Source organism: Desulfothermobacter acidiphilus (assembly GCF_052073645.1).
In the GTDB taxonomy this organism is placed as follows: domain Bacteria; phylum Bacillota; class Desulfotomaculia; order Desulfotomaculales; family Ammonificaceae; genus Desulfothermobacter; species Desulfothermobacter acidiphilus.
Map to the genome: position 1 here is coordinate 347,861 of NZ_CM125440.1, position 19,728 is coordinate 367,588.

18 protein-coding genes, 3 tRNA genes and 1 other RNA gene are annotated in these 19,728 nt (G+C 55.6%); 20 read left to right on the forward strand and 2 right to left on the reverse strand.

The window, feature by feature from the left end; translation table 11 throughout:
- Positions 1-157: 157 nt before the first annotated feature.
- From ACTLLP_RS01780 to ACTLLP_RS01795, 4 genes are all read left to right on the forward strand, one after another.
- A tRNA-His gene (locus tag ACTLLP_RS01780) sits at positions 158-234 on the forward strand.
- 7 nt (positions 235-241) lie between these two features.
- A tRNA-Gln gene (locus ACTLLP_RS01785) sits at positions 242-317 on the forward strand.
- 9 nt (positions 318-326) lie between these two features.
- Positions 327-402: transfer RNA gene (locus tag ACTLLP_RS01790), tRNA-Lys, on the forward strand.
- 61 nt (positions 403-463) lie between these two features.
- Complete coding sequence (locus ACTLLP_RS01795) at positions 464-1,384, forward strand: DMT family transporter (protein WP_441060172.1); 921 nt, start codon at positions 464-466, stop codon at positions 1,382-1,384.
- Positions 1,385-1,395: 11 nt separating this feature from the next.
- Here the strand turns inward: ACTLLP_RS01795 and ACTLLP_RS01800 are convergent, their stop codons facing one another.
- Positions 1,396-1,647: an AbrB/MazE/SpoVT family DNA-binding domain-containing protein gene (locus tag ACTLLP_RS01800; protein ID WP_441060174.1), complete on the reverse strand. Its 252-nt coding sequence runs from the start codon at positions 1,645-1,647 to the stop codon at positions 1,396-1,398.
- A 163-nt stretch (positions 1,648-1,810) separates the two neighbouring features.
- Here ACTLLP_RS01800 and rnpB point away from each other — a divergent pair.
- From rnpB to ACTLLP_RS01830, 6 genes are all read left to right on the forward strand, one after another.
- An RNA gene (gene rnpB, locus ACTLLP_RS01805) (RNase P RNA component class A) lies at positions 1,811-2,174 on the forward strand.
- A gap of 109 nt (positions 2,175-2,283) precedes the next feature.
- Complete coding sequence (gene tig, locus ACTLLP_RS01810) at positions 2,284-3,591, forward strand: trigger factor (protein WP_441060176.1); 1,308 nt, start codon at positions 2,284-2,286, stop codon at positions 3,589-3,591.
- Between the two features lie 63 nt (positions 3,592-3,654).
- The gene (clpP, locus tag ACTLLP_RS01815; RefSeq protein WP_441060178.1) at positions 3,655-4,257 is read left to right on the forward strand and encodes an ATP-dependent Clp endopeptidase proteolytic subunit ClpP; all 603 of its coding nucleotides are present in this window, start codon (positions 3,655-3,657) and stop codon (positions 4,255-4,257) included.
- 11 nt (positions 4,258-4,268) lie between these two features.
- A complete protein-coding gene (gene clpX, locus ACTLLP_RS01820; protein ID WP_441060180.1) occupies positions 4,269-5,531 on the forward strand; it encodes an ATP-dependent Clp protease ATP-binding subunit ClpX in 1,263 nt (420 codons plus the stop codon).
- A gap of 213 nt (positions 5,532-5,744) precedes the next feature.
- Positions 5,745-5,942: a ferredoxin gene (locus ACTLLP_RS01825; RefSeq protein ID WP_441060182.1), complete on the forward strand. Its 198-nt coding sequence runs from the start codon at positions 5,745-5,747 to the stop codon at positions 5,940-5,942.
- Positions 5,943-6,045: 103 nt separating this feature from the next.
- Positions 6,046-8,106 carry a putative bifunctional diguanylate cyclase/phosphodiesterase gene (locus ACTLLP_RS01830; RefSeq protein ID WP_441060184.1) on the forward strand — a complete coding sequence of 687 codons (2,061 nt, stop codon included), beginning with the start codon at positions 6,046-6,048 and terminating at the stop codon, positions 8,104-8,106.
- On the opposite strand, the gene hflX is transcribed toward ACTLLP_RS01830, so the two are convergent.
- On the reverse strand, positions 8,051-9,277 hold the full coding sequence (gene hflX, locus ACTLLP_RS01835; protein ID WP_441060186.1) for a GTPase HflX: 1,227 nt from the start codon (positions 9,275-9,277) through the stop codon (positions 8,051-8,053). The two genes, ACTLLP_RS01830 and hflX, sit on opposite strands and share 56 nt — an antisense overlap.
- A gap of 263 nt (positions 9,278-9,540) precedes the next feature.
- On the opposite strand from hflX, the gene ACTLLP_RS01840 reads away from it, so the two are divergent.
- From ACTLLP_RS01840 to secG, 10 genes are all read left to right on the forward strand, one after another.
- A complete protein-coding gene (locus tag ACTLLP_RS01840; protein ID WP_441060188.1) occupies positions 9,541-10,887 on the forward strand; it encodes a phosphoglucose isomerase-related protein in 1,347 nt (448 codons plus the stop codon).
- Positions 10,887-11,768 (forward strand): RNase adapter RapZ, encoded by an 882-nt coding sequence (gene rapZ, locus ACTLLP_RS01845; protein WP_441060190.1) that lies wholly within the window; start codon positions 10,887-10,889, stop codon positions 11,766-11,768. Before ACTLLP_RS01840 ends, rapZ begins: the two co-directional genes overlap by 1 nt.
- A 17-nt stretch (positions 11,769-11,785) precedes the next feature.
- On the forward strand, positions 11,786-12,604 hold the full coding sequence (locus tag ACTLLP_RS01850) for a polysaccharide deacetylase family protein (RefSeq protein ID WP_441060192.1): 819 nt from the start codon (positions 11,786-11,788) through the stop codon (positions 12,602-12,604).
- Between the two features lie 61 nt (positions 12,605-12,665).
- Positions 12,666-13,619, forward strand: a complete 954-nt coding sequence (gene whiA, locus ACTLLP_RS01855) for a DNA-binding protein WhiA (protein WP_441060194.1) — start codon at positions 12,666-12,668, stop codon at positions 13,617-13,619.
- A gap of 5 nt (positions 13,620-13,624) precedes the next feature.
- The gene (gene rpoN, locus ACTLLP_RS01860; RefSeq protein WP_441060196.1) at positions 13,625-14,986 is read left to right on the forward strand and encodes an RNA polymerase factor sigma-54; all 1,362 of its coding nucleotides are present in this window, start codon (positions 13,625-13,627) and stop codon (positions 14,984-14,986) included.
- Between the two features lie 29 nt (positions 14,987-15,015).
- Positions 15,016-16,053 carry a type I glyceraldehyde-3-phosphate dehydrogenase gene (gene gap / locus ACTLLP_RS01865; RefSeq protein ID WP_441060198.1) on the forward strand — a complete coding sequence of 346 codons (1,038 nt, stop codon included), beginning with the start codon at positions 15,016-15,018 and terminating at the stop codon, positions 16,051-16,053.
- 24 nt (positions 16,054-16,077) lie between these two features.
- A complete protein-coding gene (locus ACTLLP_RS01870; protein WP_441060200.1) occupies positions 16,078-17,256 on the forward strand; it encodes a phosphoglycerate kinase in 1,179 nt (392 codons plus the stop codon).
- Positions 17,257-17,270: 14 nt separating this feature from the next.
- The gene (gene tpiA, locus ACTLLP_RS01875) at positions 17,271-18,032 is read left to right on the forward strand and encodes a triose-phosphate isomerase (RefSeq protein WP_441060202.1); all 762 of its coding nucleotides are present in this window, start codon (positions 17,271-17,273) and stop codon (positions 18,030-18,032) included.
- A gap of 3 nt (positions 18,033-18,035) precedes the next feature.
- Positions 18,036-19,313, forward strand: a complete 1,278-nt coding sequence (gene eno / locus ACTLLP_RS01880) for a phosphopyruvate hydratase (protein WP_441060204.1) — start codon at positions 18,036-18,038, stop codon at positions 19,311-19,313.
- Between the two features lie 17 nt (positions 19,314-19,330).
- Complete coding sequence (gene secG, locus ACTLLP_RS01885; protein WP_441060206.1) at positions 19,331-19,564, forward strand: preprotein translocase subunit SecG; 234 nt, start codon at positions 19,331-19,333, stop codon at positions 19,562-19,564.
- Positions 19,565-19,728: the final 164 nt, after the last annotated feature.

Here is a 19,728-nt window from a genome sequence, read left to right on the forward strand (position 1 = left end):
CGAAGCAAATGAGGTGGGGATCGCTGCGAGTTTCTTCCCAGTGAGCAGAGGGAGTAAGCTACTAGTTTGGTCGATCTCCTCCGCTCACTGTTTGGCCTAGAGCCTGCGGTTAGTTGACACTACGCTGGGCCGTTTGCTAAGATGGATGTTGCAGGTGGTGGATGTAGCTCAACCGGTTAGAGCGCCAGACTGTGGATCTGGAGGTTGTGGGTTCGATTCCCATCATCCACCCCAGAATTGTTGGGGCGTAGCCAAGAGGTAAGGCAGCGGACTTTGGATCCGCCATTGCGTTGGTTCGAATCCAACCGCCCCAGCCAGAAATGAGTGGGCCATTAGCTCAGCTGGTAGAGCACCGGACTTTTAATCCGGGTGTCGGGGGTTCGAATCCCTCATGGCTCACCAGATGTCAATAGTGGCCCCTGGTGATCCAGGGGCCTTAAACTTTGGGAGGAGTAATACTCGCATGAAGGGCCAGGACGCGCTTCAATTGCTGCTGGTCACTCTGCTGTGGGGGCTGACTTTTCCTCTTGCGAAGATCGGCAGCAACTTTTTGCCGCCGCTTTTTTTCGCTGCCTCCAGATTTCTATTGGGGGCGTTGTGCCTTTACATTTGGTGGGCCTGGAGCCGCAAAAAGTGGTGGCACTCTCGCTCTTATTTACGCTCTTTAATTCTACTGGGGTTGTTGCAAACGGCGGCAATGGGGGTGGCGTTGCACTTTGGCATCAGTCTGGTGCCCAGCAGCTTGGCAGTCATTGTGCTCTATTCTTATCCTCTCTTTTTTACTATGTTCGCTTATCTGTTCCTTAAAGAACCGCTGGCCCTCAACCAGTTCCTGGGCCTGGTATTGGGTTTCTCCGGCCTCGCACTAGCCATCGACCCTTGGCAAGCTGCCTTCCACGCCGAGCTGCTGGGGGTCCTGGTTTTGCTAGGCGGAGCTATGGCCTGGGGGCTGGCCAGCGTTTACTTCAAAGCGGTTTTCGCCAAAGCCGATAAATTGGAAATAACCACCTTCCAGATGCTTTACGGAGCTGTGTTGCTGGTCCCTTGGGCTTGGTTGGATCGTAGCCATCTACTTTTGACTCCTGCGGCGCTAGGAGTGCTGCTTTATACCGGCATCCTGACTTCGGCGGTGGGCTTTGCGGTGTTGCTGTCGCTTCAGGCTCGCTACCCTGCCAGTTGCACTGGGGTATTTCTTTTCCTGGTTCCGGTGTTCGGCGCCCTGTTTGGTTACCTATTTCTTGGAGAAGCGCTGACCTGGAATTTGGGTCTGGGCTTGATCCTCATCGCTGGGGGAGTGGTGGCGGTGAATTGGCGTCCTTTTTCGCTGCGCCTGTGGACGCAAGAGAAAAACTCCTCCGGCCCAGGAGGAGTTTCGCAATCATAATGCTAAGATTTTTACAATAGTTTCTCTAATTCGGCAAAACAGTCCCGGCAAATCTTTTTTCCGTTGAACTCGAATACGTTATCTACCCGGCCGCAGAAAAGACAGCCGGGTTCGTATAGCCGCAGCACGATTTCTCCTTTAGGTTCATCGATGAAAAGTTCTAAGGGTGTACCGGGACCCCAGTTCAGGCTCCGCCGCAACTCCGCTGGTAGGGTGACCCTGCCTAATTCGTCGATTTCGCGCATACTTACAAAGACCTTCATCCGTTCCACCCTCTCCCCCTAGCTCAGTTTAGGTACTGAAAAATTTTCACCTGTAAAGGATGTTACCACAAAAAAGGGGAATAGGCGATACTCTTTTGGTGAGCTCTGCTGCGTTGAAGATACGGTACCTAGGATTATGTTATAATAGAATTAACGGGGAGGGCGAGTAAGCTGGATGGTCGCGGGTACAAGCGCCGTGAGGCCGTACCCGAGGAAAGTCCGAGCTCCGGAGGGCAGGGTGCTGGGTAACACCCAGCGGGGGTGACCCCAGGGAAAGTGCCACAGAAATGTAGACCGCCCGGCATTCGGGTGTGGATGTCGGGTAAGGGTGCAACGGTGCGGTAAGGGCGCACCAGCGGTCGGGCGACCGACCGGCTAGGTAAACCCCACCTGGAGCAAGACCACATAGGGGAACGAAGGAGTGGCCCGCTCCGTTCCCGGGTAGGTCGCTGGAGACATGTGGGTAACCCATGTCCTAGATAGATGACCATCCTCGACAGAACTCGGCTTACAGGCTTGCTCGCAACCGATCCCCTGTTTTGCTTTGTCTTCCGTTTCCAAAATCGGTTTGCTATAATAACTTCATCTCCTGCAATCTGTTTTTGGGGAATAAATTGGTTATAACGGGAGGAAGACATGCGGACAGTCACTAAGCCTTTGGGCAACAGCACCGTTCTGTTGGAAGTAGAGGTGGAAGCTCAGCGATTCGATCAGGCTGTGGAACGCGCATACCGTAAGCTGGCCCGAGAGGTGGAAATACCAGGCTTTCGCCGGGGGCGTGCTCCTCGGGCTTTGGTGGAGCGCCATTTGGGAAAGGAGCGCTTTCGTCATGAGGCCGCTTGGCTGCTCCTGGAAGAAGCGTATCCCGAGGCGGTGGCCGAAGCCGGCATCGAGCCTGTATCTCGTCCGGAGATCGAGTTAGTGCAGGCGGAGGAGGGGAAACCCTTAGTTTTCACTGCCAAGGTAGAGGTGAAACCGGAGGTCAGTTTGGGTGAATATAAAGGCGTGAAGGTTACGAGGGAAGTTCGAGCGGTCACCGACGAAGAGGTGGAAGCCGAGTTGGATAAGCTGCGTAAGCGCTACGCGCGCATGGTGACGGTGGAAGAAGGAGAGGTCCAAGACGAGGACTTGGTGGTGCTGGACTACACTCTTAAGGTCGGTGATCGGGTTCTGGCCGAGGAAAAAGACCGGGAAATAGAGATCGGGTTAGGTTACCTGGGGGAGGAGGTGGATGCGGCTCTCAAAGGATCTCGCCCCGGTGAAGAGCGCGAGATCAAGCTCTTTTTGCCGCCCGACCACCCCGACCCCGAGCTGGCGGGGAAGGAAGCCTGGTTGCGCGTTAAGATCCGGTCTCTCTTCCGGCGTGAGCTTTTGCCGTTAAGTGACGATCTGGCCAAAGAGGCTAGCGAGTTCGACACCTTGGAGGAGCTCCGAGCCAGCATTCGGAAACGCTTAAAGCAAGAGGCGGAGAAGGCGGCTGATCAGGAGCTCCGGCGCCGGGTGGTAGAGCAGGTAGTGGCCGGGGCGCAGGTGGAATTGCCGAGCTCATTGGTGGAAGCGCAGGCGGAGGAGTTGCTGGAGGACTTGGTGAGCGCAGCGGAAAGCAAGGGGGTTCCGGCTGACCGCTTCTTCGAGCTGGCTCAGTCCACGCCGGAGGAGCTACGTGAACGTCTGCGCCCGGATGCGGAGCAAAATCTAAAGGTGCGGTTGGTATTGGACGCAGTGGCCAAGGCGGAAAACTTGCAGGTAGAGGAGGAAGCGGTCAAGGCTGAGGTAGAGCGAATAGCCTCGCTTTATCGCCAAGACCCAGAGCGCCTTTACCATTCACTTAAGGATCAGGGGCAACTGGAGTTCCTGCGCGAGAAGCTGCGGCGGGACCGGGCTATAGATTTCCTGGTGTCCCACGCGGTGGTGGAAGAAGCATCGCTAGCGGAGACGGAGTGACCTCTTTATTAAATGGTAGGCTTGGGGTTTATGATAAAATAAGTGAAGAAGGAGGGAAGGAGAATGACCAGTTTTCTAGTACCGATCGTAGTTGAACAAACCTCTCGTGGAGAGCGAGCCTACGACATCTACTCCCGGCTGTTGAAAGACCGGATTATTTTTATCGGTGGCCCTATCGACGATCACCTGGCCAATTTGGTGATCGCGCAGCTCCTCTTTCTGGAGGCTGAGGACCCGGAAAAAGATATCCATCTCTATATCAACTCGCCCGGGGGGTTGGTTACGGCCGGCATGGCCATTTACGATACCATGCAGTACATTCGGCCGGACGTGTCCACTATCTGTTTAGGCCAGGCAGCCAGCATGGGTGCTTTCCTGCTGACGGCGGGAGCTAAAGGTAAGCGTTATGCTTTGCCTTACGCCCGCATCATGCTGCACCAGCCGCTGGGAGGCTTCCAGGGGCAGGCGACGGAGGTAGAGATTCATGCGCGGGAAATAATGCGGATGCGCGAGATGCTAAACGAGCTCCTTGCCAAACACACAGGACAGCCGGTGGATAAAATTGCGCAGGACACGGAGCGAGACTTCTTTATGTCGGCACAGCAGGCTAGGGACTACGGCGTTATCGATGAGGTTATCACCATGCGTAAAAAACCGGCTAAATAAGGGGGATTTTTATGTTTCGCGATGATAAGGATAAGAGCCAGCTCAGGTGCTCTTTCTGCGGCAAGACCCAGGATCAGGTGAAGAAGCTAGTGGCGGGACCCGGAGTCTACATCTGCGACGAGTGCATCGAGCTCTGCAACGAGATCATCGAAGAGGAACTCAGCGAGGACCTCTCGGCCGAGTTCAGAGATCTCCCTACCCCGAAGGAGATCAAAGAGTTCTTGGATCAATACGTGGTGGGACAGGAACACGCCAAGAGGACGCTGGCCGTAGCAGTTTACAACCACTACAAGCGAGTCCACCTGGGAGGCAAGGTGGATGATGTAGAGCTCCAGAAGAGCAACATCCTGATGCTGGGACCCACCGGCTGCGGGAAAACGCTGCTAGCGCAAACGCTGGCTCGTTTTCTCAACGTTCCCTTTGCTATTGCTGACGCCACCTCGCTCACCGAGGCGGGGTATGTGGGTGAAGACGTAGAAAATATCTTGCTGAAGCTGATCCAGGCAGCCGACTATGACATCGAGAAGGCGGAGCGAGGCATCGTCTACATTGACGAGGTGGATAAAATCGCCCGCAAATCGGAAAACCCTTCGATTACCCGGGATGTTTCGGGTGAGGGAGTGCAACAGGCCTTGCTCAAGATTCTCGAGGGAACCGTGGCCAGCGTGCCACCCCAGGGCGGGCGCAAGCACCCTCACCAGGAGTTTATCCAGATCGACACCACCAACATCCTGTTCATCTGCGGTGGTGCTTTCGAGGGTGTAGATAGGATCATTCAGAGTCGAGTAAGCCGCAAAAGCCTGGGGTTTGGAGCCGACCTGGTGGTGCAGCGGGAGCAAGAGCTGGGAAAGGTTTTGCGGCAAATTCTGCCCCAGGATCTATTGAAGTACGGGTTAATTCCGGAGTTTGTGGGGCGTTTGCCGGTCATCGTGACCCTGGATCCCCTGAGCGAGGACGATTTGGTGTGCATCCTTACCGAGCCGCGCAATGCTTTGATTCGGCAATATCAGAAAATTTTTGAGCTGGACGGAGTGCAGCTGGAGTTCCAGCCGGAGGCGATTCGGGCGGTGGCACAAGAAGCTCTGCGCCGCAACACCGGTGCGCGGGGGCTTCGGGCCATCTTGGAGGAGATCATGCTGGAAATTATGTACGACATTCCTTCTCGCGGGGACGTTACCAAATGTATAATCTCCCGCGATACGGTGCTAAAACGGGAGCAACCGATCATCGTAACTATGGAGAGGGGAAAGCGGAAGAAAGAGGGAGCGGTTTAATTCCTGGCCCCTTCGCTTGGCGGGAGCTGCTCCGGCAGATGGGGCAGCTTTCCCGTCGAGACGGTTGGGGACAGGTATGGGGCAACGCTTTAGGGGCAGTTCAAACCGGCCGAGTGGCAGCGGAAAAAGTTTCAAGCGTCTTTAGCAGGAAATTGACTGGACATATTGAATTATAAAGAGCACCCGAAAATTTTTTTGGAGGAGGAGCAAATTATGGCTCGTATTCCTTACATCGAGACTTCGGAATGCATGGCCTGCGGCACTTGTGAAGTGCTGGTTCCTGAGGTTTTCCGCTTGGATCCCGATAAGGGATATGCGGAAGTTATCGATCCCCACGGCGCTCCGGAGGAAAAGATCCAGGAAGCCATAGATTCTTGTCCAGCGGAGTGCATCCACTGGGTAGAAGAGTAAAAAATAAGCATTAGCGGTTCTTACATCGAAGGTAGGGGGCAACTTTTGGCAGGAAGAGTTGCCCCCTAATTTTTGTCTTGACTCCCAGCTCAGGATGAATATTATGGTATTTGATGTCGAAATTTGCTGCGAAAGGAATGAGGCGATGCGCCAACTGCCAGCCGAGCAGGCTGCTTTGCTGTATCTGGTTCTAGCCTCCCTTTGGATTATCTTTTCCGATCGCTGGCTGGCCTTTGCTTGCCCCTCCCACCTCGGTTATTGCCTCAGCTTGGCTAAAGGGTTGGGTTTTGTGGTGGTGACGACGGTTTTCTTTTACTTGGGCTTGCGGCGTTTTCGCCTCTGGCAGTTGAGGGCGGAGGAGCGTATAGAGCAACTTAATCGTATGTACCTACTTCTGGCCGAAACCAACCATGCTTTGTTGCGTTTGCATAGCGCCGAGCGGCTGCTGCTAGCAGTTTGCCAGACGGCGGTGGAAGAGGGAGCTTTCGCTGCCGCCTGGGCCGCCTTGAAGAACGAGCAGGGTGATTGGGAGGTGGTGGCTCGGGCTGGGCGACCGGTCCCGGCCTTTGTTCCTTCTTCTCTCGTCTCCCCTTATTTGGTGATCAGCGATTTGGCGACTTTTGCTGGCGATTTGCCTTCGCGGGAGGCTTTTCTGGCCCAGGGGATAAAATCACTGCTGGCCCTACCCCTCCAGGTTGGCAAGGAGGACAAAGGTCTTCTGGTTTTCGGGGCGGATAACCCGGCCGCCTTTGGCCAGGAGGAATTAGAACTTCTGGCTCAGATAGCAGCCGATCTTTCCTTTGGGTTAGGAGTCTTAGCGCATCGGGAGCAATGCTTGCGCGTGCAAGAGCAGTTGCATTACCTGATGCACTATGATGCATTAACCGGTTTGCCGCATCGCTTATATTTGGAAGATCATTTGCAGCAGGCGATCGCTAAGGCTCGTAGGCGCCAACCCAGCGCCCTTTTGTTGATCGATATCGATAATTATCATCTGATAAACGATCGGTGGGGTTATAAAGCAGGCGACCGCTTGTTGCAAACGATGGCTCGTTTTTTTCGTGATCGGTTGCGGGAAGGGGATATTTTGGCGCGAGTGGCGGGGGACAAGTTCGTGGTGTTGATGGAGGACGTGGTTGCGGAGGAGGCTATTGCTTGGGCGGAGGAGCTGCGGCGGCAGGTGGAAGAAGCAGTGTTTTCTTTAAATGGGCTGAGCTGCCGCGTTACAATCAGCGTGGGCATCACCATGGTTACTGGTGAGGATCATATGGAAACGGTGATGTGCCAGGCGGATCTGGCTCTCCGACAAGCCAAAGAAGAGGGGCGCAACCGGGTGGTCACGTTTCGCCCGGAGGAGAAGATATTGGCTCGGCTAGAAGAGGAGCAGTATACGCTCCAATTGCTGAAGGAGGCGCTGGTCACTGGTCGCGGGTTGATACTTTTTCTGCAGCCAGTGGTGCGGCTCTCCGACTTATCCGTGGTCCATTACGAGGCTTTGCTGCGGTTGCGCGAGTGCGTGGGGCAATATTGTTCACCGGCGCAGTTCATCCCTCTGGCGGAGCGCTTCGGGTTGATGCCTCGCTTGGATAGGTGGGTAATCGATGCGGCGCTAGATATTCTCCATTCTTATCCGGAAATCAAGCTCTTTATTAATCTCTCGGGGCTGAGCGTAGGGGATGATACTTTGCTGGAATACCTGGAAGCCAAATTGGCAGACAAAGACGTGGCACCAGCGCGCCTGGGGTTCGAGGTCACCGAAACGGCGGCTATAAAGAATATATGGCGGGGGGAAAGGTGGCTAGCGCAGTTGCGGCGGATGGGTTGCGAAGTGGCCCTAGATGATTTCGGTAGCGGTTTTTCTACTTTCAGTTACTTACGTAACCTTCCAGTCGATTATTTGAAAATCGATTTGTCCTTTATCCGGGGGCTCAATGACGATCCCATGCATTGTGCGTTGGTGGAAGCCATGAACTCGGTGGCCCACACGTTGGGCAAAGCTACTGTGGCTGAGGGAATCGAAAACGAGGCTACCCTCCAAAAATTGAAGGAGTTAGGTACCGATTACGGCCAAGGGTATTATTTCGGGTACCCTGAGCCCGTAGAGGTGATCATGTCCCGGCGACTTGAGCGCGCAGGCGTGCCAGATCCTCCGGCTTCCCCCTAACAGTTACCCGTATGCCTTCGCTGCTGTATTCTTGGTGAATCACCCGTATTCTTTCCCGCCATTTCGCCAAGGTGCCTAGCGAGGAGAAAGGGAGCAGGAACTCCAGCTCTTCTTCAGGAAAGAGGAGGTTTTCGATCTGGTATAAGAGTTGCTCCAAGTTGAAGCCCTTCAGAGCTGAGATCACCACGCCATCTATCGGTAGGACACCGCCGTAGCTATCCACTTTGTTGTAGACCTTCAAGATCGGCTTTTCTCCTAGCCCCAATTCCTGTAGCAAAGCCTCTACCGCTTTTTGCTGTTCATCCAGGTAAGGGCTGGTTAGATCCATTATATGGAGAAGAAGGTCAGCAGTTTCTAGCTCTTCCAGAGTGGCCTTAAAGGCTTCTCTCAATTTGGGAGGGAGGTCTTTGATGAATCCTACCGTGTCCACCAGTAAAAACACGCGCCCGGAAGGTAGGGACACTCGGCGGCTCACCGGGTCTAAAGTCGCAAAAAGCCGGTCCTCGGCTAGCACCTTCGGTCCGGATGCGGCTAAAGCATTGAGTAGGGTTGACTTGCCGGCGTTGGTATATCCCACCATAGCAACGATGGGTATTCCGCGGCGCTGGCGGTAGCGGCGTAGGAGTTCTCGGTTGGCGCGTATGGCTTCCAGCTCCCTGCGCAATTCGGCGATCCTTTTCTGGATTGCCCGGCGCAGCACCTCTAGTTTGGTCTCGCCAGGGCCGCGGGTGCCTACGCCGCCGCCCAGGCGGGAAAGCACTCCACCTAGACCGTACAGGCGAGGATACAGGTAAGTGAGCCGGGCTAGCTCCACCTGGATCTTACCCTCTCGCGAACGGGCCCGGCGGCGAAAGATCTCTAGAATGACCTGAGTACGATCCCAGATTGCTACCCGCGGGCCGAAGAGATCTTCTAGCGCTCGTACCTGGCGGGGGGAAAGTTCCCGGTTAAAGACCACGGCCGTGATTAGCTCTCGTTCTACCAATTCTTTTACTTGGGAGATTTTTCCTGGGCCCAGCAAGTAGTGGGGGTCCGGGTGGCGGCGCTGCACCACCTGGTCCACTACTTCCAACCCTATGTTGCGGAGCAGTTCCTGGAGCTCCTGTAGGTCATAGAAAATTTCTTCCTCGCTTTCCTCCTGTGCCAGGTAGCAGATCAGGCTCTTCTCCATGCTTTAGCTCCCAATGTGATCACTCTAATTTTTATTTTACCAGATTAGATTCTCATTGGGGGAACTAGCGTTCCGATACCAGGCTCCCTTGTGGGTTTTCTCTCTTTACGCTGGGGTGTTCTTGAGAACTCCGCCTAACCGATAACTTACAGATCCACGCACCGGTGCTGCAGCGGTTCGGTAACGGGGAGGAGCCCTCTGGGCGTTGACACCGGGTTTAAGGGGCGGGGATAATAATAGGTAGTGGTAAAGGAGGCGATGGGGTGCTGAAGGTTGATGTGGGTCACTTGGTTGCTGGCATCGAGCCGGAGTTACAGTGCTACCGCGAGCCCTTTCTTCGCTTCCAGCAGCGCTTACATAATCGGGAATACCCTTTCACTCTTTCTCTGGACGAGGATGAACAGGCGTCGGAGCTAAGCTTGTTGGCTGAGCGCTTGCGGGCCGACTACGATACTTTTCTGCTTTTGGGAATTGGCGGATCTTCATTAGGGGTCAAGGCCTTGATGCAATTTTTAAAGGGACCCTTTCACAATCTTTTTCACTCTCCCCGGCTACTGGTCTGGGATAATATTTCTCCTCGGCTGGTGCGCGAACTCTCCGACTCGTTGAATTGGAAACGCACCGGGCTGATCTATATCAGTAAGTCGGGCTCTACGCCGGAGACGGCCGCTAATTTTTTGCACTTTTACCAACTTTATCTCGGTGCAGGAGGCAGACCGTCCGATATAGTTTTTATTTGTGATCCAGGAGATAACGGTATTAATCATATTGCCCAGGAAGTGGGAGGGACGCTTCTCCATCTCCCCCCTTCCTTGCCGGGGCGCTATTCGGTTTTGTCGCCGGTGGGGCTTTTCCCGGCCGCCCTTCTGGGCATAGCGGGGGCGGAGTTGATAGAAGGAGCTCGCCTGGTGCACCGGGCGTTGGTCGAGCGGGAAGCGGAAGCCAACCCTTTGTTCTGGCTAGGAGGGGGCATCGCGCATTGGTCAGCCCGGGGCAAGAATATCCACGTTCTCTTCAATTATGAAACCTTGCTAAGCGAGTTTGGACTTTGGTTTATGCAGCTCTGGGCCGAGAGTCTGGGGAAGAAACTTTCGTTGAGCGGAGCAGAAGTGCGGGTCGGCACTACTCCCCTGGCTTGTGTGGGGACCACCGATCAGCATTCGCTCCTCCAGCTTTTCAAAGAAGGTCCGGACGATAAGCTGTATGGTTTCATCAGTCTCGACGAGCACCCGGAAGTGCTTCTGCCCTCGCTGTTCACTACCGAAAGAGAATACGCTTACTTCGGCGGGCGCTCCCTGGGAGAGCAATTGGCCATCGAACAATTGGCCACGGAGATAAGCTTGGTACGCGAGGGGAGGCCCTGCTACCATTTGTCCCTGTCGGAGGTATCCCCACGGGCTTTAGGAGCTCTATTTTACTGGTTCGAGGCGTTGGTGGTGCTGATGGCCGAATTTTGGGGCATTAACCCCTTCGACCAGCCAGGGGTGGAGGAAGGCAAGCAGATTACCTACGCTTTGATGGGGCGCCAGGATTACCGGGATCGCCGCCCCGTCTTCGAAGCGTTGGTGCAGGATTTTTTGCGCCGCCGCCAAGTGTATCGCCTAGACTAATGGGAAAGGAAAGTGCGTTAGTGACCTGGCCTCGTTTGGTGATTATAACCGGTCTTTCAGGAGCAGGAAAAACTCAGGCTTTGCGTTGTCTCGAAGACCTAGGCTTCTTCTGCGTGGACAATTTACCGCCCACTTTGATTCCGACTTTCACTGAGCTCTGTGCGCGAGCAGCTGTGCCCATCAAGAAGATAGCTCTCGTAGTGGATGTGCGTGGAGGGGAGCTCTTCGAGAAAGTCTTCGAGGTTCTGTCGCGTTTTGACCGAGAAGCTGTTCCCTACGAGATAGTTTTTTTGGAAGCCTCCGACGAAGCGCTAGTCCGGCGCTTCAAAGAAACTCGCCGTCCTCATCCACTGGGAGGGGATCTCCTGGACGCCATCCGCGAGGAGAGGAAGCGCCTGGAAGAGTTGCGAGGGCAGGCACATAAGATTATCGACACTTCAAATCTGCCGGTAAGCCAACTCAAGGAGCAGCTGGCTAATCTCTTCGGTGAGACGGAGGCATTGCGACGCTTTCGCATCACCCTGATGTCCTTCGGTTATAAATACGGCATTCCTCTGGATGCCGATCTCTTAATGGATGTGCGTTTTTTGCCCAACCCTCACTACGTGCCGCGGCTTAAGAACTTGACCGGGGAAGAGCCGGAAGTAAAGGATTATGTTTTTGCTTCTCCGATCACGGGGGAGTTTATCGCTCGGTTTAATAGCCTAGTGGAATTTCTGATTCCGCTTTACATCAAAGAAGGAAAGGCTATGCTTACCATAGCAGTGGGTTGCACTGGTGGTAAGCATCGCTCGGTGGTGGTAGTTAAACGTTTGGCTGAAATCCTTCGCAGCAAGGATTATCAAGTAACGGTGCGTCACCGTGATATTAATCGGGATTAGCTTGGAGGGTGGAGGCTTTGCGGCGCTGGATAGGGTGGCTCGTGGTCGGTTCGGGGTTGTTGCTCTTGCTGTGGTGGGGCGGAGGGCGATGGTTAGGAGCTCGGGAACCAGCGCCCGAGGATTCCGGGGCGGTTATTATATTGATGTACCATAAAGTCAACCCCGACCCCAGCGCTGGTGGTTTAGGTCTAAGGATGCCGCCGGAGAAATTCGATTGGCAAATGCGCTACCTTCGCACCCACGGCTATCACGTGGTGAGCCTGGAGGATGCTTACGCCCATCTCAACCAGGGCAAACCATTACCTCCCAAAGCAGTGGTGATTACTTTTGATGACGGTTATCAGGACAATTACTTCTATGCCTGGCCTATCTTGCGGCGTTACGGTTACCCGGCCACGATCTTTTTGGTGGCGGGAGCTATGGGGAAGTATAACTTTTTCGATGCCGACTATGGCCGGCAACCGCGCAACCAGATGCTCACTTGGGAACAGGTTAAAGAAATGGCTGCTTCGGGCCAAATCACTTTTGGCGCTCATACCATGACGCATCCGCATCTGACGCAGGTGGGCTATACTCGCCAGCGGGAGGAGATTTTCAACTCCCGGGCGGTGATTGCGCGGGAACTGGGGCGCCCCGTGGATTTCTTTTCCTACCCTTACGGCGACTTCAACCAGGAAGTAGCCCGTCTGGTCCAGGAGGCTGGCTACAAGGGAGCGGTTACCTGCGTGCAGGGAGTTAACCGACCTGGAGCCGATCCCTATACCTGGAAGCGGGTGCGGGTTATGGGCTCTTACGATGAAGAGAAATTTATTCAGGAACTGAATCGTTACTTATAGAGGACCAAAGGTTACTTGGGGTTGGTGGCGGGTTTTCCCTGGGTGATGGAGGTGAGTTATAATGACTTTTAGAGGGGGTTGGGGAGCTCCGTCTTTCGAAGACAAGGTGAAAAGCGAATTGGCGGGCCTGTTACCTGAGCGTTCCTGCTGCTGTTGGAGTGAATTGGCCGCTTGGGCCCGTATAGCTGCTCAGGTAGTGGAAGAGCGCTCGGAGCGCCACTTGATTTTACGGGTGAAGGGGGCTACTCTGGCCCGCAAAGCCTACCGGCTATTCCGTGCCTTGCTGGGGCAGTCATCGACTGCTATTAGGGTTGAGAAGCTGGACGATGCGTCCGGCCGCCATTACCGGATCAGGGTTCGCAGCCCCGAAGCTGGTTTGCTCATGCGATTGGGCCTTTACGACCGCTGGGGTCGGCCGGTGGATGGTATCCGCAAGTTCCTGCTGCGACGGGAATGCTGCCGCCGCAGTTACTTGCGCGGTTTATTTCTCGCTGCCGGGTGGATAGGTATGGAACGGGGTTACCAGCTGGAATTGGAGCTCCCTACGGAAAAGATGGCGCAGGAGGTGCAGGTGCTATTGGCGCGCCTGGGTATCAGGATGCGTCGCCACTCCCAGCGTCCGAAAGTGCTTTACCTACGCCGGGCTGGGGCTATTGCCGAGTGTTTGCGGCTTATGGGTGCTAGTGGAGCGCTTCTGGAGCTGGAGAGCAGCCGGGTTTTTCGCGAGGTTAAGGGACGGGTGAATCGCCTGGTGAACTGCGAAACGGCCAACCTCACTCGGACGGTGGAAGCCGCTCTTTCGCGCCGGGAGGAGATCGAGGCGTTGGTGGGGAGGATAGGCTTGGAGAATCTGCCTGCCTCCCTCCGTCAGGTGGCGGAGCTCCGCCTGCTTCATCCGGAAGCTACCCTTCGCGAACTCGGGGAACTGGTGCAGCCGCCTATTTCTAAGTCCTGCGTTAACCACCGGTTGCGCCGACTGGCAGCTTTGGCCCAGGAACTCAAGAAGGAAGGGTAAGTTGGATGGCTACCAAGGCCGAAACACGGCTGGAGATAACGCAGAAGTTGGCTTTCCGCCCGGAGTTGCAGCAGGCCGTGGCGGTGTTGCAACTCTCTACCCTAGAGCTCTGGGAGTTCGTGCAGCAGCAATTGATCGAAAATCCTATGCTGGAATTGCGCGAGGAGGACGAAAGGGTGGAGCCAGCAGAGCCGGAGGGTTCGGAAACGGGGTGGATAGATTACCTGGCCGAGGGTGGGGATGCTGGCGACCGCTGGGAGCAGGAAGATCCGGTTACTGAGGCCGTGCCGGCGGCGCCCGGTCCTTCGCTTTATGAATATTTAATGGAGCAATTAGCTTTACTACCTTTAACCCAAGCCGAGCGAGCAGTAGCCGAGTTCCTAGTCGGCAACCTGGATCGGGACGGGTATTTGCGTATGCCCCTATCCGAGGTGGGAAAGCTCCTGGGGGTGCCGGAAGCCCAGGTAGTCCAGGGTTTGACGGTTATACAATCGCTGGAGCCTCCGGGCGTTGGAGCTCGTGACCTGCGCGAGTGTCTACTTCTCCAGCTGGAGCGCTTGCATCCCGAGGACGTCGAAGCGCGTCTGGTGGTGCAGGAGTATCTAGAAGACGTGGCTCAGGAAGATCGGGGAAAGTTAGCCCGTCGGCTAGGCTGGAGCCGGGAAAAGCTAGAACGGGTGGTGGATAGAATCCGCCTGCTTAACCCGAGGCCGGGAAGCGCTTTCGGCACCTATTGGGTGGACTATATTCTTCCCGATGTGCTGGTGCAAGAAGTGGAAGGCCAATATGTGGTGTTGCTCAACGAATCCGCTTATCCCCGCCTGGTGATTAACCCTTCTTACTACCGCCTTTTGCACCAGCCGCAAACTCCTCCTGAAGCCCAAGCTTTTTTGCAGCGGAAATTCAAACAAGCCATTTGGCTCTTGCGGAATCTGGAGCAGCGGCGCCTCACTCTCTATCAGGTTTCAGTGGCTTTAGTGGAAAGGCAGCAAGACTTTTTCCGCCGGGGCTTACCGGGCCTTAAACCTCTCACTTTGCGCGACATAGCTGAAACGGTAGGAGTGCATGAGTCCACCGTTTCCCGCGCCGTAGCCAAAAAATATTTGCAGTGTTCGCGCGGTATCTTCCCTTTGCGGTTTTTCTTCGGTGGCGGCGTGACTGGCGATAGGGGACAGGAGATGGCTGTTCCGGTCATTAAGGATTTTCTTAAACGACTAATCGAGGAAGAAGACCCAGCGTCTCCTCTAAGCGATCAGGAGGTAACGGCAAAATTGCAGGAGCGAGGTATAAAGCTTTCCCGGCGCACGGTGGCTAAGTATCGTACCGAACTAGGAATCCCAAATGCGGCGAAGCGAAGAAAGCGATAAAACACAGTTAAGAAGGGGGTTACGGTAAAGTGGCAGTCAGGGTAGCAATTAACGGTTTTGGCCGCATCGGGAGACTTTTTTTGCGGGCAGCTTGGCTGCGAGAAGAGATAGAAGTGGTAGCCATTAACCACCGCTCTCGGCGTCTCCCCCCTAACGCGGCGGATTACGCCCAAAGGTTGGCGCACAGCTTATACTACGACTCGGTTCACGGAGCTTTCCGCGCCCAGGTAGCTGCCGGTGACCATTCCCTGATAATAGACGGTAAGGAGATCGCCATATTGGCTGAGGGAGATCCATCCCGCCTGCCCTGGAAGGATATGGGGGTAGAGGTTGTGGTGGAGTCCACCGGACATTTTAGGGACGGGAATTTAGCTCGTAATCACTTACTGGCCGGAGCCTTAAAGGTGGTCATTTCCGCCCCGGCCAAAAACGAGGATCTCACCATAGTCATGGGTGTAAATCACGAGCGTTATCAACCGCATCAGCACCACGTGGTTTCCAACGCTTCCTGTACCACTAACTGTCTGGCTCCGGTGGCGAAGGTGCTGCACCAGCGTTTCGGCATTGTAAAAGGGTTAATGAATACGGTGCACGCCTACACCAACGACCAGCAGATCCTGGATATGCCTTACAAGGACTATCGCCGGGGCCGGGCTGCCGCGCTTTCCATTATTCCCACCTCTACCGGCGCGGCTGCAGCCATTGGTAAGGTGCTGCCCGAGCTCGACGGCAAGCTTAACGGCATGGCTTTTCGGGTTCCAGTGCCTAACGTTTCCGTGGTCGATCTGGTAGTGGAGCTTTCTCGTCCGGTCACGGCGGAGGAGGTAAACGCGGCTTTTTCCGAAGCGGCGGCGGGAGAATTAAAGGGTATTCTGGCCTACACAGAAATTCCTTTGGTGTCCTGTGATTACAATGGCAATCCCCACTCGGCGGTGGTGGACGGGCTTTCTACCATGGTGGTCGAAAACAATTTGGTGCGAGTGGTAGCTTGGTATGATAACGAATGGGGCTACTCTTGTCGGCTGGCCGATCTAGTCGCATATCTGGCCGCTCGTGGGCTAAAGTAAAGAAAAAAGGGGGAAGGGCTAATAGTGGCCAAGAAGACGGTACGCGATGTCGAGGTTCGAGGCAAGCGGGTCTTGGTACGGGTGGATTTTAATGTTCCTTTGCACGAGGGAAAGGTGAGCGATGATACCCGCTTGCGCGCCGCTTTGCCTACCATCGAGTATTTATGCCAGCAGGGGGCTCGGGTGATCTTAGTGTCGCATCTGGGCCGTCCCAAAGGTGCTCCCGACCCCTCCCTGCGGCTGGACCCAGTGGCGCAGCGATTGCAGGAACTCCTGGGGAAACCGGTGCGAAAACTAGATCAATGTGTGGGGCCCGAAGTGGAAGCAGCGGTGGATGCCCTGCAGCCGGGGGAGATCTTGCTGCTGGAAAACATCCGCTTTTTGCCCGGAGAGACTAAGAACGATCCTGAACTGGCCCAGAGTTTGGCCCGGCTTTGTGACCTTTACGTCAACGATGCCTTTGGCACTGCTCACCGCGCCCACGCTTCCACGGTGGGGGTGGCTCGGTTGCGCCCAGCGGTGGCGGGACTTTTAATGGCCCGTGAACTGGAGGTATTGGGGCGCTTGCTCTCTGCTCCCGATCGGCCTTTCGCCGCCATCATCGGGGGAGCCAAGATTTCGGATAAGATTGGCGTCCTTCGCAACCTTTTGGGACTGGTGGACTCGCTTCTAATCGGTGGCGGTATGGCCAATACCTTCTTGGTTGCCGAGGGTTACGATCTGGGCCGTTCGCTTTGCGAACTCGATCGCTTGGAGGAAGCCCGCTCTCTCCTCGCCCAGGCGCGGGAGCGCCGCGTGAACCTGGTCTTGCCCGACGATTTGGTGGTGGCACCGGATAAGATTGCGGGAGTCGAACACCGGGTGGTGCCTGTGAACGCCGTGCCCAAAGACTGGATGGCACTCGATGTAGGTCCAGCTACGGTGAAGGCTTTCCGCCAGGTGCTGTCCAGCGCTCGCACTATTTTTTGGAACGGACCTCTGGGCTATTTCGAGCAGCCCCCCTTCGATGAGGGAACGGTAGAAGTGGCCCGGTCTTTGCCCGCGGGTGCCGTTACCGTGATCGGCGGAGGCGATACGGTGGCGGCTGTAACCCGGGCTGGGGTGGCCGATAGGATCACCCATCTTTCCACCGGTGGCGGGGCCTCGCTGGAGTTCCTGGAGGGGAAAGAGCTTCCAGGGGTAGCGGTGCTGGAAGATAAATAAGGGGGGTGGGTTGTTTGCGCGTGCCGCTGATTGCCGGCAACTGGAAAATGAACAAGACTGTACCCGAGGCGGTAACCTTTGTGGAGGAGCTGAAACGCCAGTTCCCCTTCCCCGGGGTGGAGGTGCTGCTGTGCCCCCCCTTTCCTGCCCTATGGCCGGTGGCGCAGGCGCTAGCGGGTACGGAAATCAAGGTGGGGGCACAGAACGTTTACTGGGAAGACGCTGGCGCGTTTACCGGCGAGGTCTCTCCCCCTATGCTCGTTGCCACCGGGTGCCGCTATGTGATTATCGGGCATTCCGAACGCCGTCAGTATTTTGGTGAGACCGACGAGCAGATAGCTCGTAAGTTAAAAGCCGCTTTTCGACACGGGCTCACTCCTATTCTGTGCGTAGGTGAGAGCTTGGAGATCAGAGAGCAGGGAGCCACTTTTGATTTTATCGCTCGGCAATTGGAAGGTGCTCTATCCCGAGTGGGTGAAGAGGAAATAAGTGACCTGGTGGTGGCGTATGAGCCTGTCTGGGCCATTGGCACGGGCCGCACGGCGCAGCCCGAAGACGCTCAAGAAGTAAGCCAGAATATTCGAGAGTGGCTAGCCCACCGTTATTCGTTGACCCTTGCCAATACTTGGCGCATCCAGTATGGTGGTAGTGTAACTCCCGATAACGCGGCCGATTTACTGGCTCAGCCTGATATAGACGGAGCTTTGGTGGGCGGAGCCAGCTTGCAAGTGAGTAGTTTCGCTGCCATAATAAAGGCAGCGGCAAAGGAGGTTTGAGTTTTGGCTTTAATTTCTGATATTTGGGCACGGGAGATTCTGGACTCGCGGGGGAACCCTACCGTCGAAGTGGAGGTAACCTTGGAAGACGGTACGATGGGAAGGGCCGCGGTTCCTTCAGGGGCTTCCACCGGGACTCACGAGGCAGTGGAGCTCCGTGATCACGACGAGAAACGCTATGGGGGCAAGGGAGTTCTGAAAGCGGTAGAGCATGTGAACTCGGTAATTGCCGAAGAGCTAGTGGGACTCAACGCCTTGGAACAAGAGCGTGTAGATCGCCTGCTTATCGGCTTGGACGGCACGCCCAATAAGTCGCGCTTGGGGGCCAACGCCATTCTGGGCGTGAGCTTAGCAGTGGCTCGGGCGGCTGCTGCCTTTCTAGGGCTGCCTCTGTACCGCTACCTGGGGGGGATAGGCGCCACGCTTATGCCGGTACCCATGATGAACGTGCTAAACGGTGGTAAACATGCCGATAACCACCTCGACTTTCAAGAGTTTATGATCGTTCCTCTGGGAGCTCCTAGTCTGGCTGAGGCGCTACGCTGGGGAGTGGAAATATACCAGCACCTTCACGGGATCCTCAAGGACCGGGGTCTGGCCAGTGGCGTGGGCGACGAAGGGGGTTTTGCCCCCGAGCTGGAAAGCAACGAGGAAGCGTTGCAGCTGCTGGTGGAAGCCATTGAGGCGGCGGGTTATGCTCCGGGCGAAGAAGTGGCTCTGGCTCTGGACCCGGCGGCCAGCGAATTTTTCCGCGACGGTCGCTACGTTTTGTCGGGTGAAGGGCGTGAATTCTCTTCGGCGGAGATGGTGGAATACTATGAAGATCTAGCCAATCGCTATCCCATAATCTCCATTGAAGATGGCTTGGCCGAGGAAGACTGGGAAGGCTGGGAACTTCTTACCCGCCGCCTGGGCAACTCGCTGCAGCTGGTGGGAGACGATCTTTTCGTCACCCACCCCGAGCGTTTGCGCCGGGGGATTTCCATGGGGGTGGCCAACGCTATCCTGGTAAAGGTAAACCAGGTCGGCACTTTGACCGAGACCATGGAGACTATCGCCTTGGCTCGCCAGGCGGGTTACCGGTATGTGATTTCCCACCGCTCGGGGGAGACCGAAGACTATTTTATCGCCGATTTAGCGGTGGCCACACGAGCGGGGCAGATCAAAACCGGAGCTCCCTGCCGCAGCGAGCGTGTAGCCAAGTATAACCAGCTCCTGCGAATTGAAGAGCAGCTGGACGACATAGCTTGCTACGCGGGCAAAACCGCTTTTCGGCGCTAGCAAGGGGGAGGAAGGTAATGTTAAAGACAGTGGTTACGGGATTTTATGTCTTGGTATGCATACTGCTGGTTGCGGTGATCATTATGCAATCGGGCCGTAGCGCCGGTCTTTCGGGAGCGGTGGGAGGAGCAGCGGAAACCTTTCTGGGTAAGAAGAAGGGACTGGACGAGTGGCTGGCCAAGGTCACGGTATGGTTGGCAGTGGCTTTCGGGGTGCTTTCGCTCTTGCTGGTGGTTTGGCACCAGAAATAGAGGGGCTAGCTGCTTGAGATGACGAATTCTTTGGATAACATATAGGCCGCGCGTGGAAACATTTAGGAGGAGAATCGCGAGCGACGAAGTGGCGACAATGTTCGAAAGCGGAACACGTCCTGTTTTCAAAAAGGACTTCCTTCTGGTCTAGCAGGCTCGGGATA

Bases quoted from the DNA above. Each gene is read 5' to 3' on its own strand.
- ACTLLP_RS01795 (WP_441060172.1), top strand. From the start codon at position 464: ATGAAGGGCCAGGACGCGCTTCAATTGCTGCTGGTCACTCTGCTGTGG.
- ACTLLP_RS01800 (WP_441060174.1), bottom strand. From the start codon at position 1,647: ATGAAGGTCTTTGTAAGTATGCGCGAAATCGACGAATTAGGCAGGGTC.
- tig (WP_441060176.1), top strand. From the start codon at position 2,284: ATGCGGACAGTCACTAAGCCTTTGGGCAACAGCACCGTTCTGTTGGAA.
- clpP (WP_441060178.1), top strand. From the start codon at position 3,655: ATGACCAGTTTTCTAGTACCGATCGTAGTTGAACAAACCTCTCGTGGA.
- clpX (WP_441060180.1), top strand. From the start codon at position 4,269: ATGTTTCGCGATGATAAGGATAAGAGCCAGCTCAGGTGCTCTTTCTGC.
- ACTLLP_RS01825 (WP_441060182.1), top strand. From the start codon at position 5,745: ATGGCTCGTATTCCTTACATCGAGACTTCGGAATGCATGGCCTGCGGC.
- ACTLLP_RS01830 (WP_441060184.1), top strand. From the start codon at position 6,046: ATGGTATTTGATGTCGAAATTTGCTGCGAAAGGAATGAGGCGATGCGC.
- hflX (WP_441060186.1), bottom strand. From the start codon at position 9,277: ATGGAGAAGAGCCTGATCTGCTACCTGGCACAGGAGGAAAGCGAGGAA.
- rapZ (WP_441060190.1), top strand. From the start codon at position 10,887: ATGGGAAAGGAAAGTGCGTTAGTGACCTGGCCTCGTTTGGTGATTATA.
- whiA (WP_441060194.1), top strand. From the start codon at position 12,666: ATGACTTTTAGAGGGGGTTGGGGAGCTCCGTCTTTCGAAGACAAGGTG.
- rpoN (WP_441060196.1), top strand. From the start codon at position 13,625: ATGGCTACCAAGGCCGAAACACGGCTGGAGATAACGCAGAAGTTGGCT.
- secG (WP_441060206.1), top strand. From the start codon at position 19,331: ATGTTAAAGACAGTGGTTACGGGATTTTATGTCTTGGTATGCATACTG.